This is a genomic window from Stenotrophomonas veracruzanensis (genome assembly GCF_032911525.1).
GTDB lineage: Bacteria > Pseudomonadota > Gammaproteobacteria > Xanthomonadales > Xanthomonadaceae > Stenotrophomonas > Stenotrophomonas africana.
The window spans coordinates 33,893-50,022 of the sequence record NZ_JAWJTI010000003.1 but is presented as its reverse complement, the minus strand read 5'-3'; the positions used below and the strand labels follow the sequence as shown (position 1 = coordinate 50,022).

The 16,130-nt window shown below is 67.0% G+C and carries 14 protein-coding genes; 7 read left to right on the top strand and 7 right to left on the bottom strand.

All coding sequences use genetic code 11. The annotated features are described in order from the left end of the window. The 3 genes from R1H25_RS03595 to R1H25_RS03585 are packed head-to-tail and all read left to right on the top strand — an operon-like array spanning nt 1 to nt 2,417. Nucleotides 1-567, top strand: a complete 567-nt coding sequence (locus R1H25_RS03595) for a hypothetical protein (RefSeq protein ID WP_317222730.1) — start codon at nt 1-3, stop codon at nt 565-567. A gap of 53 nt (nt 568-620) precedes the next feature. Then, nucleotides 621-1,337, top strand: coding sequence for a response regulator (locus tag R1H25_RS03590; protein WP_317222728.1), 717 nt, complete (start codon nt 621-623; stop codon nt 1,335-1,337). 3 nt (nt 1,338-1,340) lie between these two features. Beyond that, nucleotides 1,341-2,417, top strand: coding sequence for an ATP-binding protein (locus tag R1H25_RS03585; protein ID WP_317222727.1), 1,077 nt, complete (start codon nt 1,341-1,343; stop codon nt 2,415-2,417). A gap of 138 nt (nt 2,418-2,555) precedes the next feature. On the opposite strand, the gene R1H25_RS03580 is transcribed toward R1H25_RS03585, so the two are convergent. Both R1H25_RS03580 and R1H25_RS03575 read right to left on the bottom strand, forming a co-directional pair. Next, entirely contained in the window at nt 2,556-3,668 is a 1,113-nt protein-coding gene (locus R1H25_RS03580) for a DNA glycosylase AlkZ-like family protein (protein WP_317222726.1), read from the bottom strand. 12 nt (nt 3,669-3,680) lie between these two features. After that, nucleotides 3,681-4,307, bottom strand: a complete 627-nt coding sequence (locus R1H25_RS03575) for a TetR/AcrR family transcriptional regulator (RefSeq protein WP_317222725.1) — start codon at nt 4,305-4,307, stop codon at nt 3,681-3,683. Between the two features lie 229 nt (nt 4,308-4,536). On the opposite strand from R1H25_RS03575, the gene R1H25_RS03570 reads away from it, so the two are divergent. Further along, nucleotides 4,537-6,732 (top strand): TonB-dependent siderophore receptor, encoded by a 2,196-nt coding sequence (locus R1H25_RS03570; protein WP_317222724.1) that lies wholly within the window; start codon nt 4,537-4,539, stop codon nt 6,730-6,732. Nucleotides 6,733-6,878: 146 nt separating this feature from the next. Here R1H25_RS03570 and R1H25_RS03565 read toward each other — a convergent pair whose 3' ends face one another. After that, entirely contained in the window at nt 6,879-7,559 is a 681-nt protein-coding gene (locus tag R1H25_RS03565) for a TraX family protein (RefSeq protein ID WP_317222901.1), read from the bottom strand. A gap of 113 nt (nt 7,560-7,672) precedes the next feature. On the opposite strand from R1H25_RS03565, the gene pip reads away from it, so the two are divergent. Further along, nucleotides 7,673-8,632, top strand: a complete 960-nt coding sequence (gene pip, locus R1H25_RS03560; RefSeq protein WP_317222723.1) for a prolyl aminopeptidase — start codon at nt 7,673-7,675, stop codon at nt 8,630-8,632. A gap of 9 nt (nt 8,633-8,641) precedes the next feature. Here pip and R1H25_RS03555 read toward each other — a convergent pair whose 3' ends face one another. From R1H25_RS03555 to R1H25_RS03540, 4 genes are read right to left on the bottom strand one after another with little or no spacing between them, the layout of a single operon-like run. Beyond that, the gene (locus R1H25_RS03555) at nt 8,642-10,003 is read right to left on the bottom strand and encodes a heavy metal sensor histidine kinase (protein WP_317222722.1); all 1,362 of its coding nucleotides are present in this window, start codon (nt 10,001-10,003) and stop codon (nt 8,642-8,644) included. Continuing rightward, complete coding sequence (locus R1H25_RS03550) at nt 10,000-10,689, bottom strand: heavy metal response regulator transcription factor (RefSeq protein ID WP_317222721.1); 690 nt, start codon at nt 10,687-10,689, stop codon at nt 10,000-10,002. The genes R1H25_RS03555 and R1H25_RS03550 overlap by 4 nt, the downstream gene beginning before the upstream one ends. Continuing rightward, entirely contained in the window at nt 10,686-13,799 is a 3,114-nt protein-coding gene (locus R1H25_RS03545) for a multidrug efflux RND transporter permease subunit (protein ID WP_317222720.1), read from the bottom strand. The genes R1H25_RS03550 and R1H25_RS03545 overlap by 4 nt, the downstream gene beginning before the upstream one ends. Next, a complete protein-coding gene (locus R1H25_RS03540) occupies nt 13,796-14,965 on the bottom strand; it encodes an efflux RND transporter periplasmic adaptor subunit (protein ID WP_317222719.1) in 1,170 nt (389 codons plus the stop codon). Before R1H25_RS03540 ends, R1H25_RS03545 begins: the two co-directional genes overlap by 4 nt. A 262-nt stretch (nt 14,966-15,227) precedes the next feature. On the opposite strand from R1H25_RS03540, the gene R1H25_RS03535 reads away from it, so the two are divergent. Together R1H25_RS03535 and R1H25_RS03530 are read left to right on the top strand one after the other, a co-directional pair. Further along, nucleotides 15,228-15,527 carry a hypothetical protein gene (locus R1H25_RS03535; RefSeq protein WP_317222718.1) on the top strand — a complete coding sequence of 100 codons (300 nt, stop codon included), beginning with the start codon at nt 15,228-15,230 and terminating at the stop codon, nt 15,525-15,527. A 293-nt stretch (nt 15,528-15,820) separates the two neighbouring features. Next, entirely contained in the window at nt 15,821-16,120 is a 300-nt protein-coding gene (locus R1H25_RS03530; RefSeq protein WP_005413574.1) for a hypothetical protein, read from the top strand. The last annotated feature ends 10 nt before the right edge of the window (nt 16,121-16,130 follow it).

Below are 16,130 nucleotides of genomic sequence, written 5' to 3'. Positions count from 1 at the left end.
GTGACCCGACCCTATCCAGATATGCCCTCGATCGACGTGCGTCGCGCCTATCTGGCCTGCTGCGCGCCTTCGCCGTGGCTGCTCGTGCTGGTGCTGACCTCAACCGGCGTCTGCACGCTGGCCAGCCAGCACGCGCTGCCGTCCCTGCTGGCAGGCTTCGGCGCCGCCGCACTGGTGTGGTTCCACAGCGATGGCGCCGGCCGATTGAACCACCTCGGGTCGCCCGCTGCGTTGGCCCTGATCGGCCTGGCGGCATGGTGGGCGACCCACCCGGCAAGCGGTACTGCGCTGCATCTGCTGATCACCGCTGTCGCCGTACTGGTCATCGCGCTGGCGGCCCTCCGTATGCGCGCCGTCCTGCACATGGCAATGCGCCTGCAGGCGCGGGTGGATGCAACCACGATGGCAGCGCGCTGGATCAAGCTGCCCGCCGCCGTATCCGCACTCGCTGTACAGCAGCGGCTCAGCAAGGACCCGATGCAACCGTCATTGCATCGCACCCTGGTGCTGGCAACGCTGGCGTGGGCCGCCAATGAAGAAGCACAGGCCATGGAGCGCCGACGATGACGCTGCCCCTGCCGACGCATCTGCCCACTCTCTTTCCGAATCCGCAGCACCCCATGAAACACGATCTCCGCACCCGACAACCACCTCTGGTATTGATTGCCGAAGATGAGGGTGAGATCGCAGACATTCTCGGCGCCTACCTGGCCCGCTCCGGGTTGCGCAGCGCCCGCGCCGCCGATGGCGAGGCCGCCCTGGCCAGCCACCGCCAACTGCGCCCGGACCTGGTGCTGCTGGATGTGCAGATGCCCAAACTCGATGGCTGGCAGGTGTTGAGCGAGCTGCGCCGGCGCGGCAACACGCCGGTGATCATGATCACCGCGCTCGACCAGGACGTGGACAAGCTGACCGGACTGCGCGTCGGTGCTGATGACTATGTGGCCAAGCCCTTCAATCCGGCCGAGATCGTCGCCCGTATACAGGCGGTGCTTCGGCGTAGCGCGAAGCCTGTCGCCGAGGAGCCGGACGGGGTGATCCGCCAGGGACCATTCGAGATCGACCTGCGCAGCCACGAGGTCGCCGTGCGCACCGGGGATCATGTGCACGCGTTGAACTTCACGCTTACCGAGTTCCGCCTGCTAGTGCATATGGCCCGTGCACCGCGTCAGGTGCACAGCCGGCTGGACCTGTTGCAGACCTGCCTACCTGAGGGCGATGCGCAGGAACGCACCGTGGACAGCCATGTCAGCAAGCTGCGTCGCAAGCTGGAAGAGGTAGGTGTCATTGGCATTCCTGCCACCATCCGTGGCGTTGGCTACCGCTTCCTGGACTGAATGATGAATCCCAAGGGCAAGAGCATCGGTCGTCAGATCACGCTGTCCATCACCGTCGCCTCGTTGTGCTCAACGGTGCTGTCGATCAGCGGTTTCTACCTGTTCTACTACCTGATGGAGGTGTTCTATCCGCGGTGGTACGACGAGCCGGAAACCATCATGCCGTCCGGACTGGAATGGCTGTGGATCGGGTTGACGGCCTCGGTTGTCGTCATCTTCGCAACGCTGGTCGCCTCGCGCCTGACCCGGCGCATCATCACACCATTGAACTCAGTGGCCGAGAGCCTGCGCAGGGTCGCCAGCGGTGACCTGGAGGCGCGTGCGCGCGGCGGAGACACCTCGATGACCGAGGCCGCCACGCTGGTCAGCGACTTCAACTCCATGGCCGAGCGATTGAGCCGGATGTCCGAGAACCGCGTGTTCTGGAACGCGGCCATCGCACACGAGCTGCGCACGCCGATGACCATCCTGCGTGGCCGCCTGCAGGGTATCGCCGAGGGCGTGTTCGAGCCCGGCCCCGAGCAGTTCAACAGCATGCTCACCCAGCTGGAGGGCCTGAACCGCATCATCGAGGACCTGCGCGTGGTCAGCCTGGCCGAGAGTGGCCACCTCGATCTGCGCCTGCAACGCAGCGACGTCAGCGTGCAGGTCGCGGCGGTGGTGGAGGCGATGTCCGAGGCGCTGACCGAGAGTGGTTTCTCGGTGACGTTGGACGCACGGCCCTCGCTTGCCGACTGCGATCCGGCACGCATCCGCCAGGCGGTGCTGGCACTGCTGGAAAACGCACGCCGACATGCCATTCCCTGCCCGCTGCAAGTGCACGTGTCGCTGGCTGAAGGCCATTGCACCGTGACCGTTGAAGATGGCGGCCCCGGCGTGCCAGACGACCTGCGCGACAGCATCTTCGAAGCCTTCCAGCGCACCGATGTGTCGCGCTCACGGCAGAGCGGTGGCTCAGGTCTCGGCCTGGCCGTGGTACGGGCGATTGCAGTGGCCCATCACGGAACGGCGCAGTGCCGTCCAACCGAACGCGGCGGCAGCGCGTTCGAGATCCGCTGGCCGGTGCATGCGCGTCGTTGACATTGCAACGCCAACCAACGTCGGCCACTAACGTTGCGCTGGTAGCGGCCCATCTTGGTGGGCGCCAGGTATCACGACACCACGCGCGTTGCTTCGGCACCTGGGCCCGCGCAAACAACAGCCGAGCATGGCTCGGCGCTACAGGAAATCCGCCATGCGCTGCAGCTCGTCTTCGAGCGCGCCACGAAATACCTTGTCGCGGGCCAGCGACTTCCCGGCATAGCCCACGTTCGACATCAACTCACCCTCGCGCACGCTCAGGTTGGCCCAGCCCACCACCTGCTCATGCCACAACACTGGCAGCGCGTAGTAGCCGTACTGGCGCTTCGGTGCAGGCGTATACGCCTCGAATTTGTACACCCAGCCCCACAGCAGCTCGAAGCGGCGGCGGTCCCACACCACGGGGTCGAACGGCGCCAGCAGGCGTACCTGGTCGTCCGGCGCATGGCGGCGCGAGCGCGGGTTCTCGTCCGCCGGCCAGTACCAGGTAGTGCCCTCCAGCGTGCAGCTGGCCAGTTGTTGCTTGGCCAACGCCAACGCCTGCCGGGTCTGCTCGGACAGATGCGGTGCGCCATAGCCCAGCAGGCGCACCAGATAGGTCAGGCTCGCCGAGGGCAGCGGCGCGTACTTGCGCACCACCAGATCGATCAGGGCGGCAGCACGTTCGATCTGCGCCTGTTCGCTGGAATCGGGCTCGGCATGCTCAGCCACCGCGTAGATGCGCGTACCGCTGTCGCGTCGCTGCACCCGCAGCAGGCCACGGTAGTGCATGCCGTCCAGTAGATGCGTGCTGGCATTGCTGGTGCCTCCCCAGTAGTTGGTCACCCGCCCATGCGCGAACGCCTGGTCGACCTCACGCGGGTGCACGCTGCCGCGCTCGCGCACGAAGGCCAGCACGTCGGCGGCGCGGCGATGGGTCTCGGCATCCCACTCGCGCTTGGAAACCCGTGGGTGCATCAGCGCCAGATGTTCACGCGGCAGGAAGCCGTAGTTCACCAGGCAGTCCTCTTCCACCGGCAGACGCGTGTAGCGCCGCTCAAGATCGCCCGCGCGGTAGTCCTTTACCCGGTGCCGAAGGGTCAGGTCCTGCGCGCGTGCCGGTGCACGGATCGGGTCGGCCTGCACGAAGCCCAGCCGTCGTATCGCGGTCAGCAGCGTGGTCGGCTTGAACAGGGTGCGCGCCACCGCGTGGCGGCGAAGATCATCGAGAGTAGGCGTGGCAGGCATGGCCGCATTGTAGAGTCGAGTCATGCTCGACTGCATTCATCGGGAAGATCGGTCGATCATGGCTCGACCCTGCAGGGCGCCGTCCGCCTCCACTAGCTGCAACGAGCCGATCACCAACGCCCGCATGCCCTGCTTGAACTCGGTGATCACCTGCCCTTCTTCATCGTCCGCAATCGCGTAGATGGTGTCGGCGCCGGCGATGCAGTAGAAGGCGATCGTGGCCAGCAGCCAGCGCACCTTGTCCACCGGCAGGCCGAACACATCAGCCACGTGCGCCTGGTGCGAGGCGATCTTTTCCAGCATCGACGTGGTCGCCACCGTGCGCCGCAGGAGGTATGGGGGCAGCCCGGGATGCGCCTTCACCACCTCGCACAGTGACTCCACGAACCCCATCAGGTAGGCCTCCAGCCCACCCGGTGCATCGACCGACGCACGCGGAATCTGCCAGCGCTGGAACACCGCCTCCGCCACCAGGCGCTTCAATGCCTCCAGGTTGGCCACGCGCTTGTACAGCGCCGCCTGGGTCACCGCCAGTTCGGCGGCCACGTTGGCCATGGTCAGGTTGGGCAGGCCCAGGCGGATGCCGATGTCGGCCAGGCGCTCCGGGGTGATGGTCGGTGGGCGGCCACGGGTCGGCGCCGTTGGATCTGGGTGCGTGCTCATACCCTGCTGAGGGTGCCAGTAAAGGGCCCCCCTTGTCCGCTTCGATTGATTTAGTTTAATTTACTCAACTAATTCGGAATGCGTCCAGCACGCTGCCCGTAGTCGAGCCCATGGCTCACCTCCCGCCAGGTCCCCACCCAGCCAACAACCCTGCGCTGCGCCTTCTCCCCGTGCTTGCCGTCGGCAGCGCGCCAGGCGCGATCGCGCCTGCGATTCACAGGAATCTGGCATGAACGTGTACGACTTCTCTTCTCCGCAGCATCCTGCTGCCGCCCCCTTTTCCGGTCAGATGCATCCGCCGGGCATGCCCCTGCGCTACCGGGTGTCAGCCCTCACGTTGGGGCTGCTTGCCTCGTTCGCCGCGCTGGCCGACACCGCACCGTCCACCCTGCCCTCGGTGCAGGTGCAGGAACAGCGCCGGGTCACTGCGGACTACGCGGGCGGGCAAGTGGCTGCCGGCAGCCGCGTCGGCCTGCTTGGCGACAAGGACTTCATGGACACGCCGTTCAGTACGGTCAGCTACACCGAGTCCTTCATCCGCGACCGCCAGGCCAAGGACCTGACCGACGTCATCGCCGCCACCGACCCTACGGTGTTCAGCAACGGCGTCACCGGTTCGTGGAGCGAGAACTACGCGATCCGCGGATTCGCCTCCAACACCAGCGACACCACCTTCAATGGCCTGAGCGGCATGGCGCCGTACTACCGCACCTCGCCGGAAATGTTCGAGCGCATCGAGGTGCTGAAGGGCCCCTCCGCGCTGCTCAACGGCATGCCGCCGGGCGGTTCGGTTGGTGGCAGCGTCAATCTGGTCCCCAAGCGTGCCGGCGATCAACCGCTGCTGCGGGTCAGTGCCAACTTCGCCTCCGACGCGCAGTTCGGCACCCACGTGGATATGGGCCGTCGCCTGGGCACAGACAAGCAGTTCGGCATCCGCTTCAACGGTGCCTACCGTGATGGCGATGGCGCGGTCGGCAAGCAGCGCAAGAAGGTACAGCTCGGTTCGCTGGCATTGGACTGGCGCGGCGACCGTGCGAGGCTGTCGGCGGATCTGTACAGCGCCGATGACCGCGTGGACGGCCCGGCACGTGGCGTCGGCCTGGCGCCGGGCGTCGCCATTCCGCGGCCGCCGCGTGGCGATACGCTGATCAACCCGGACTGGGCCTACGTGGACAGCCAGGACAAGGGCGCGATGCTGCGCGGCGAGCTGAACATCAACGATAGCCTGACGGCCTACCTCGCGTATGGCACCAGCAAGACCGACTACCGCTACAATGGTTCGATCAGCGCGCAGATCCTCAATCCAGCCGGCGACTTCAGCACGGTGATCGGCCAGCTCGCCTTCGATATCAGGAAGCAATCCGCAGATGCCGGCCTGCGCGGTTCGTTCCGCACCGGCGCTGTCGGCCACCAATGGGCCGCCAACGTGACCCACTACCAGCACACCCAGAACGACTATGGACGCCGCAGCGTGCCGGGCTGGGACTGGACCACCCATCTGTATAACCCGGTGTGGGGCCCGGCCGCGCCGTTCGTGGCACCGCACATCTCGCATACCGAGCTGAAGCAGCACAGCATCGGCTTCGCCGACACCCTCGCCTTCGCCGATGACCGCGTGCAGCTGACGCTGGGCGTGCGCCGCCAGGAGGTGGTCAGCGAGACCTTCGACGTGTCCACGGGTGCACGCATCTCGCGCTACGACGAGAGCGCCACCACGCCGGCAGCGGCCCTGCTGGTGAAAGCCACCGACACGATCTCCCTCTACACCAACTACATCGAAGGCCTCAGTCAGGGCGCCACCGCGCCGATGACCGCAGCCAACGCCGGCGAAGTGTTCGCACCGTTCCGCACCAGGCAGAAGGAGCTGGGCCTGAAGCTGGACCTGGGCAGCTTCGCGCACACCTTCAGCCTGTACGAGATCAAGCGACCGAGCAGCTACACCGACCCGGTCACGAATATCTTCTCGTTTGGCGGCGAACAACGTAACCGCGGCGTGGAATGGGGCTTCTTCGGTGCGCCGCTGGAAGGTGTGCACCTGCTCGGTGGCGTAGCCTATGTACAGCCGAAGCTGACCCGCACGGCCGGCGGTGTGAATGAGGGGCGAACCGCCACTGCCGTAGCGCAACGGCAGGCCAAGCTGGGTATTGAATGGGGTGTGCCGACCTTGCAGGGCCTCACCCTGACCGGCAATGCCACGGCGATGTCGAAGCAGTACATCAGTGCCGACAACAGCCTGTCTGTGCCGGGGCGCACGTTGTTCGATGTGGGGGCGCGCTACAGCACCACCGTGGCGGGTCGACCGCTTGCGCTGCGGGCCAGCGTGAACAACGTGACCAACAAGGCGTACTGGGGCATGCCGTTGCTGTCGAGTCTGGCGCTGGGTGCTCCGAGGACGGTGCTGGTGTCGGCGACGATGGATTTCTGAGCCGGGCGGCCTCCGCGCCAGACATGCATCGCCTGTAGAGTCGAGCCATGCTCGACCCGCTTTGCCGGTGACGTGTAGAGCCGAGCCATGCTCGGCTCGCCATGTCGATCCAACGACAGCATTCACGCATGGCGTGGATCTGTATTTCATTCCGGAAGCAGACGATAGATGGCATGGCTGGTCAACGCCAACACCGCCAGATGCCCCACGTAGTACCCATAAAATGCCCAGCGCCAGCGCGGCAGCTGCCACGGCACCCGCGCGGCCAACAGCACCACCGGAACGGCCAGCAGCGCCCAACCGTTATGGTTGGCCCAGCACACCGCTGCAAGCCCAACCAGCAACAGCCACCACGCCCGATGCCGGAACGCGATCCAGGCCAGCAGCACGGAGCCAACGCCGGCCCACTGGTAGTCCACGAACATCGGCAGCACGCCGGCAGCCAGCAACAGCCGCACCGGCCGATTGTTCGCCAGCGCATGCACGGCCACCGCCGCCACAGTGAAGGTGAGCAGGATGTTGAGCGGAAGCCAGGAACCGAACGCGAGTGCGTGCAATGGCTGCGCGATCAGTCCCCATAGCGCGAGCCGGCGTATCGATTTGCGCAGGTCGGCTCCGGGCCGGGCCAGGTTGCAGGCCATCACCAGCGCGAACAGCGGGAAGGCGATACGCCCCAGTTCGCTGACCACCGGCACGTAGGCGCCGAAGACCACCTTGGCCACATGATCGCCGGTCATGGCCAGCAGCGCGATCCACTTCAACAGCTCGCGCGCGCCGCTGCTGAGGCCGAGGTCGAAGGTGAACATCCGTGTCGGGGTTGCTTGCATCATCGAAGCTTATGCGCATCGGCAAGCGCATTTCCATCGCCGGGCAGGCAACCAGCGCTGCCGGATGCCGCGGGTGGGGGTATGCTGGCCGCCCCTGCTTGTGAGGCCCCGCCATGCGTACCCTGTACCCCGCCATCGAGCCCTACCGCGAGTTCACCCTGCCGGTGAGCGATCTGCATACCCTGCATATCGAAGAGTGTGGCACGCCGGAGGGCATCCCGGTGGTGTACCTGCACGGCGGCCCGGGCGCTGGCATCTCGCCGACCCATCGCCGCTTCTTCGACCCGGCACGTTACCGCATCGTGCTGATCGACCAGCGCGGCAGCGGCCACTCCACGCCGTTCGGCGAGCTGCGCGACAACACCACGCAGGACCTGGTGGCCGACATCGAGAAGGTGCGCGAGCACCTGGGCATCGAGCGTTGGCTGGTCTATGGCGGCTCCTGGGGTTCAACTCTCTCACTGGCCTACGCGCAGGCGCATCCCGAGCGCGCCACCGGCCTGATCGTGCGTGGCGTGTTCCTCGGTCGCGAGATCGAGAACCGCTGGTTTGCCGAGGCCAACGGTGGTGCGCGCTGGATCTTCCCGGAGCGCTGGGACCGCTATGAGGCCTACATTCCGGAAGCCGAGCGTAGCGACATGATCGCGGCCTACTGGGCGCGCTTGGATGGCCCGGACGAGGCGGCCCGCATCGAAGCCGCGCAGGCCTGGCTGGGCTGGGAAGACAACGCCGCCACCCTGCAGCACGATGTGGATGCCGAATCCACCGATGATCCGCTGGATACGCTGGCGAAGGCCCGTATTGAAGCGCACTACTTCCGCAACGGCATCTTCCTGGAACACGACCAGTTGCTGCGCGACATCGATCGCATCCGCCACCTGCCCGGCGTGATCGTGCAGGGGCGCTACGACATCATCTGCCCGCCGCGCAGCGCATGGGACCTGGCCAAGGCCTGGCCGGAAGCGCGCCTTGAGATGGTGACCTCCGGCCACAGCGCGAACGAACCGGCCACGGTCGACGCTCTGGTGCGGGCGACGGATGTGTTTGCCGACCGGTTCGGCAACGGCACCTGAGCCGCAGCGTCAGCACGCCACCGTGAATCCCACCGTGGTCAGCCCGTCGCGGCTGGCCACGAACACATCCCCGCCGTGCAGCACGGCGATGGCCTTGACGATCGACAGGCCCAGGCCGTGATGGCGTTCGCCCCGGTACTCGCGGGCCTCGTCAACCCGGTAGAAGCGCTCGAACAGCAGCGGCAGGTGCTCGGCTGCAACGCCCTCGCCTTCATTCAACACGGCGATGCGCGCGCCCTCGCCGTTGGCCTGCAGCTGTACCCACACCTCGGTTCCGGGCCGCGCATGCTGTACCGCGTTGTGCAGCAGGTTGGTCAGGGCGCGCCGGAACAGCGAGGGATCGATGCTGGCAGTCGCATCACCTTCGATGCGCAGGGTCAGCCCGGCTTCCTCGAACAGGAACTCCAGGAAGTCCCCGGCGGCGGCCACTTCGTCGGCCAGGGCCACCGGCCGGGTCTCCATCGCGATATCGCCCTGCCCGGCCCGCGACAGGAACAGCATGTCGTTGACGATGGCGCGCAGCCGCTCCAGCTCCTCGAGGTTGGACTGCATGACCTCCTGCAACTGCGCGTTGTCGCGCGGACGTGACAGGGCCACCTGGGTCTGTCCCATCAGGTTGGCCAGCGGCGTGCGCAGCTCATGGGCCACATCTGCGTTGAATCCATCCAGACGCGTGTATGCGGCCTCCAGGCGATCCAGTGCACCGTTGAAGGCATGCGTCAGGTGCCCCAGCTCTGCCGGCAGCGCCTGTGTGCCGAGCCGCTGGGACAGCCGCTGCGGGCTGAGCGAGCGCGCCTCGTCCGAAAGCGCGCGCAACGGTGCCAGTCCCAGGCGGGCGATCCAGTAACCGAGGCCGGCCACCAGCAGCACGCCCAGCACGCCGGCGATCCACAGCGCCACGGCGAAACGCTGCAACGCATGGGTGTAGGGTTCGGAATCAATACCGATCCACAGGTCCACCGCCGGCCGCACGCCCTTGCCGGGCACGCGCTCATACAGCGTGCGCAGCGGATGCTGGCCCTCGCGCTGCAACGTGCCCATGCCGCTGTCGTGGCCATTGGGTGGCTGCACCTGCGGGGGCTCGGCACCGATGCGGAAGGTCGGGTCCTCACTCCAGGCCCAGACCAGCGTGTCACGGTCGCCGGAAATCAGGTTGCCGACCTTGTCGCGGACCTTGTTCCAGCGTTCGCGGGTATCGCACATCGCCACACTGCCGCTGACCGCGTGCAGCTTGGTCTGCAGCTCGGCGTGCTGGTAACGCACTACCTGCCGTTCCAGTACGCCGTACACGCCGATGCCCAGCAGGGTGAACACCAGCAGCGCGGCCAGCGCGAACATCGCCGACAGGCGCTGGGCGATCGACCACCTCATCGGCCATCGCCCTCGTCTTCGCGCACCTCCAGCACGTAGCCCATGCCGCGCACGGTATGCAGCAGCTTGCTGGGGTACGGACCATCGAGCTTGCCGCGCAGGCGCTTGATCGCCACTTCCACCACGTTGGTGTTGCTGTCGAAATTGATGTCCCAGACCTGCGCGGCGATCACCGTCTTGGACAGGATCTGCCCGCGCCGTTGCACGAGCAGGGCCAGCAACGCAAATTCCTTGCCGGTCAGGTCCAGTCGCGCGCCGTCACGATAGGCGCGGCGCGCCAGCAGGTTGACCTGCAGGTCGCCCACCTGCAGTTCGGTCGGCTCCTGCTGGCGACCGCGCCGGACCAGCGCCTGAAGGCGCGCCAGCAGTTCGATGAACGAGAAAGGCTTGACCAGGTAGTCATCGGCACCCTGCCCCAGGCCATGCACACGGTCGTCCACGCGGTCGCGCGCGGTCAGCATGATCACCGGGGTCTGCTTGCTGCGGCGCAGTTCGCGCAGCACGTTGAAGCCGTCCATGCCGGGCAGCATCACGTCCAGCACGATCACGTCGTAGTCGAACTCGCGGGCAAGGTGCAGGCCGGTCACGCCGTCGGCGGCCAGGTCCACTGCCCAGCCCTGTTCGCCCAGACCGGTGCGCAGGTAGTGGGCGGTCTTGCTCTCATCCTCGACGATCAGCAGTTTCATCCGGGCTCCGTCAGCGCGGCACCGGCCGCCGCCCTGCGCTCGCGTCGGCGCTGCAGGAACAGCCGGTCCAGGGCCAGGTAGATCACCGGGGTACTGTACAGGGTCAGCAACTGGCTGATCAGCAGGCCACCGACCACCGCCACGCCCAGTGGCTGGCGCAGCTCCGAACCGGTGCCGAAGCCGATCATCAGCGGAATCGCACCCAGCAGCGCCGCCAGCGTGGTCATCATGATCGGGCGGAAGCGGGTCAGGCAGGCCTCATGGATGGCCTGCAGCGGGGTCAGCCCGCGGTTGCGCTGGGCATCCAGCGCGAAGTCGACCATCAGGATGCCGTTCTTCTTGACGATGCCGATCAGCAGCACGATGCCGATCAACGCCATGATCGAGAAATCCAGCCCCCACAGCCACAGCATCAGCACGGCACCGATACCGGCCGACGGCAGCGTGGACAGGATGGTGAGCGGGTGCACGAAGCTCTCGTACAGCACGCCGAGGATGATGTAGACGGCGAGCAGTGCGGCCAGGATCAGCAGCGGCTGACTGGCCAGCGATTCCTGGAACGCCTGTGCGGTGCCCTGGAAGCGCCCGTTGATGCTGTCGGGCATGCCGATCTGCGCCTGCGCCTGCTCAACCAGGGTGACTGCCTCACCCAGCGAGACGCCCGGCGCCAGGTTGAACGACAGGTTCACTGCCGGCAGCATGCCGTTGTGGCTGATCGACAGTGGCCCGTTGCCGGGCGGCTGCACCTGCGCCACCGCCGACAGCGGCACCATCTGCCCGGTCAGCGGCGAACGCAGGTGGAAGTAGGACAGCGCATCGACCTCGCCAAGCAGGCCGGGCGCGATCTCCAGGATCACCCGGTACTGGTTGGTCTCGGTCTGGAACTCGTTGATCTGGCGCTGGCCGAACGCATCGTAGAGCACCTGGTCGATATCGTTGGCGGTCAGGCCGAAGCGGGCCGCAGCGGTGCGATCGATCTGCAAGCGGGTAACGCTGGCGCCCACCTGCTGGTCGTTGGACACGTCGCGCAGCTGCGGCAGCCCGCGCAGGCGTTCGGTCAGCTGCTCGGCCCAGCGTGACAGATCGCGGCTGTCCTGGCCGCGCAGTGCGTACTGGTACTGCGTGCGCGCCGGCCCCGCGCCCAGGTTGATGTCCTGCGCGGCACGCATGTACACGGTGATACCCGGCACGCTGGCCATCTTCGCGCGCAGCCGGTCGATGAAGCCGTGCACATCCACGTCGCGGTCGCCACGGTCCTTCAGGATGAACCAGAAGCGGCCGTTGGAGAGGGTCTGGCTGCCACCGGTGGCGCCCACTGCATGGTTGTAAGCCTGCAGCGCCGGATCCTCGGCGGCGATCTTCGCCAGCTGCTGGTGCTTGGCGGCCATCTCCTCGAAGCCGATGTCCTGTGCCGCTTCGGTGGTGGCGAACACGAAGGCCGTGTCCTGCAGCGGGAAGAAGCCCTTGGGGATCACCACATACGAGGCCACCGCTACCGCTACCGTCGCACCGAAGCCGAGCAGCACCAGCCGCTGGTGGCCCAGCGCCCACTGCAGGCTGCGGTCGTAGCCGGCCAGCAGGCGCCCGGCCAGCGTGTCCTGCCCGTCGCGATGGGCCGGCATGCGCTTCATCAGGTGCGCAGCCATCATCGGCGCCAGGGTCAACGACGCGACGATGGAGATCAGGATCGCGACCGTGATCGTCAGCGCGAATTCGGCAAACAGGCGCCCGACCACGCCGCCCATGAACAGCAACGGGATGAACGCCGCGATCAGCGACAGGCTGATCGAGACCACGGTGAAGCCGATCTCGCCCGCACCCTTCAGTGCCGCTTCCACCGGTCCCAGCCCAGCCTCGCGATGGCGGTGGATGTTCTCCACCACCACGATGGCGTCGTCCACCACGAAGCCGACCGCCACCACCAGCGCCACCAGCGTGAGGTTGTTGAGGCTGAAGCCAGCCACATACATCGCTGCGAACGTGGCGACCAGCGCTACGACCAGCACCGCACCGACGATGAGCGTGGCCGAGAGCTGGCGCAGGAACAGCCCCATCACCAGCACCACCAGCACGATGGTCAGCACCAGGGTCAGCTCCACCTCGTGCAGCGACGCGCGGATGGTGCGCGTGCGATCGTTGAGCACGTCCACGTCGACGCTGGCCGGCAGGTTCGCGCGCAGCTCCGGCAAGGCGGCCAGCACGGCATCGGTGGTGCGAACGATATTCGCGCCCGGCTGCCGGCTGATGATCAGGCCCACGCCCGGCTGCCCGTTCGGCCACGCCTGCACATAGGCGTTCTCGGCACCGTCGACCACCTGCGCGACATCACCCAGGGTGACCGGTGAACCCTGCCGGTAGGCGACCACCAGCTGGCGGTAGTCCTGGGCATCGAACAGCTGGTCGTTGGCCTCGAAGGTGGACGTGCGCTGTTCGCCCATCAGCGCGCCCTTGGCCTGGTTGAGACTGGCGTTCTGGGCCACGCCGCGCAGGTCGGACAGGGTCATGCCCATTGCCGCCAGCCGCTCCGGTTGCGCCTGGATGCGGATGGCCGGGCGCTGCTGGCCGACGATGTTGACCTCGGACACGCCACTGATCTGGCTGATTGAACGCGCCAGGCGGCTCTCGGCCAGGTCGCTCAACTCGGTCATCGACATCTGTGCCGAGACCACGCTGAGCACCAGGATCGGGCTGTCGGCCGGATTGACCTTGCGCCAGGTTGGCAGGTTCGGCAGGTCGCTGGGCAGGCGCCCGGCCGCGGCGTTGATCGCCGCCTGTACTTCCTGCGCGGCAGTATCGATGTTCTTTTCCAGGTCGAACTGCAACGTGATCGAGGTACTGCCGAGCGCACTGGTGGAGGTCATCTCGATGATGCCGGGCACGCCGGTCAGCTGCGTTTCCAGCGGCGTGGCCACCGCCGATGCCATGGTCTCGGCACTGGCGCCGGGCAGGCTGGCATTGATGCGGATGGTCGGGAATTCCGCTTCCGGCAATGGCGCCACGGGCAACCGCGGCAACGCGGCCACACCCAGCAGTATCACCGCCAGCGTCAGCAGCGTGGTGGCCACCGGATGCCGAACAAACCAGCTGGACAGCGAAACGCGGGGACTCATGGTGCGACTCCGGCCTTGGCAGCCGGTGCGCCAGCCTCGGTAACAACCACGCCCGGACGCAGGCGTGACTGGCCATCGCGCACGATCACATCGCCCACCCGCAATTCACCCTGGACGGCCACCCGCCCGTTCTCGGCTTCACCGACGGTGACCGGCAGCACTTCGACGCTCCCATCGGCCACTACGCGGTAGACGAAGCTGCCCTCGACACCACGCTGGATTGCGGCAGCGTCCACCACCAGTGCGCCCGTGCTCTGGCCGATGCGTACCCGCACGCTGACCAGCTGGCCGGGCCACAGCCGGTCGTCGGCATTGGCGAAGCGGGCACGCAGCCGCACCGTGCCGGAGGTCTCGTCGATCTGGTTGTCGATTACCTGCAGGGTGCCTTCGGCGAGGCGCTGACCGCCATCGCGGTCCAGCGCCTGCACCGCCACGTCGCCCGCAGCCAGTGCCTCCCGCAGCTGCGGCAGCGCGTCCTGCGGCAGCGCGAACACCACCGAGATCGGATCGGTCTGCTGCACTGTCACCAGCCCCTGCGTGTCGGTGGCACGCACCAGGTTGCCGGGGTCCACCTGGCGCAGGCCGATGCGGCCATCCATCGGCGCCAGGATACGGGTGTACGACAGCTGCACCTGTGCGGCATCCACCGCCGATTGGTTGCCACGCCCGGTGGCCTGCAGCTGCTGCACCGTGGCCGCCTGCTGCTCCAGCATCTGCCGCGAAACCAGCTGGTCGATAGACAGCTGCTGCAGCCGCGCCAGGTCCGAGCGCGCGGCATCCAGCGTGGCCCGGTCGCGAACCACCGCAGCCTGTGCGCCACCCAGATCGGCACGGATCGCGCGATCATCGATACGGGCCAGCAACTGGCCCTTGCGCACCTTCTGGCCCTCCTCGAACAGCACCTCGGTCAGCACGCCATCGACCTGCGGCCGCAGCACGGTGCTCTGCAACGACTGCACCGTGCCCACGCCGCTGCGCCAATGCGCCACATCACGCTGCTCGACACGGCCGGTCACCACCGGTACCGGCGGCGGCGCATTGGCCGGTTGCGCGTCGCTGCGCGACACACCCTGGAACAGCATCACCAGCGACAACACCACCAGCAGCAACACGCCCAGGACAAGGTGGCGGCGACGCATTCGCGCGGACAGGAAGGGAATTCGCATGACAGGGGTCCATACCGGTGCCGGCGCGGGGGCTGCGCAGGCCTGATGCCATCCTCCCGGCTGGCCTCCGGCGCCTTGCTGTCGCCTGCCTGACAATTTCGTCAGGTGCCGCCGGTGCACGCATGGGGCGTGCGGGTGAACGGTGGCCCACCGCTACTTGGCGACCCGGTCGGTTCTTCGCAGCTCGCTTACAGACCCGGGCCGAAGATCCGGCCGTGGCCATCCACAACCATGGCCCACGTCCCCTCTTCTGGAGCCTGTCATGACCGGTATTCGCTACGTTCCTGCTGTCCTCATCATCACCATCGGCCTGCTGCTGGGCGCCTGCTCCAAGCCCCAGGAGGCCGGCAGACCCACCGCCGCCGAGGACGTGACCGAAGTGAAGCTCATCCCTGCCTACGAAACGCTGGACAAGGACAAGGATGGCATTGTCACGCTGGCCGAGGTGGATGCCGTGGCGCCGGACTGGGCCGAACGCCTGCATGCCTGCGATACCGACCGTGACAAGACGTTGACCCGTGGCGAGTACGACGTGTGCAAGCAGACCAGCGCTTCGCATTGATCCATCACTGAACCCTTGATTGGCGCTGCGCATGCCCGGCTATACCAAGGTATAGCCCGGCTAACCCACGAGCCTCTAGGCCTGCCCCATTCAGGGGCGGACAATAGCGCCACTGGCCAGGGCAATCCTGGCCGGCACCCTCCCCTCATGGAGACGCAGATGGACCCCGACCCTGCCAGGCGCACCGCGCCCCGGATGACCGCTTGTTGCCTGTTCCTGGCGCCTGCCCGCCGGTCCCTGCCTGCCTGAGTGACGGGGGACCGCCAGGCGCCGCCTGCCTGGAGATCGCCCCCATGTCCTACAAGATCCTCTACATCACCCTGCGCCGCCTGATTGGCGAGCGCGATGTTGCCGCCCTGCGCAGCCAGCTGCTGCAGCACGGCCCCGTGATGTTCGCCCGCTCGCTGTCGCTCGGTTCACCGCGCGTGGTGGCCGACGCGCTGTCGCTGCTGCCGATCAGCGAGCGCATCACTGTGCTGCGCCATCTGCCCTATCCCCTGCGCGATGCGATGAAGCCACTGTGCATCGGTGGCAGCCAGCGCCTGCACATGCAGCCGTGGTCGCCGGCGGTGCTGGCGATGCGCCACGCCTGACCTTTCCAAC